Annotated in this window: 1 pseudogene; it reads left to right on the top strand. The window is 47.7% G+C overall.

Annotation, left to right across the window (positions count from 1 at the left end):
• Positions 1 to 260, top strand: a pseudogene (locus tag SB660_RS21675) (cyclodextrin-binding protein); the annotation flags it as partial.

Below are 260 nucleotides of genomic sequence, written 5' to 3'. Positions count from 1 at the left end.
ACGATATGAAGAAACGAAAGAAGTTCCTGCTGTGAAATCCCTAGCCAATGACCCGGCTATTATGAAAAGCGAGGCGGCACGGGCTGTTACTGAACAATCCCGTTTCTCAGAGCCAACACCAAATATTCCGGAAATGAATGAAATATGGACGCCGGCTGATTCAGCATTACAGACGGTTGCAACAGGGAAGGCAGATCCGAAACAAGCATTGGATCAAGCAGCTGAAACGGCCAAAGGACAAATTAAGGCAAAGCACAGCG

It is taken from the genome of Bacillus sp. SIMBA_005 (assembly GCF_046535585.1).
Taxonomy (GTDB): domain Bacteria; phylum Bacillota; class Bacilli; order Bacillales; family Bacillaceae; genus Bacillus; species Bacillus pumilus.
This window is presented reverse-complemented; position numbering and strand designations above follow the sequence as displayed.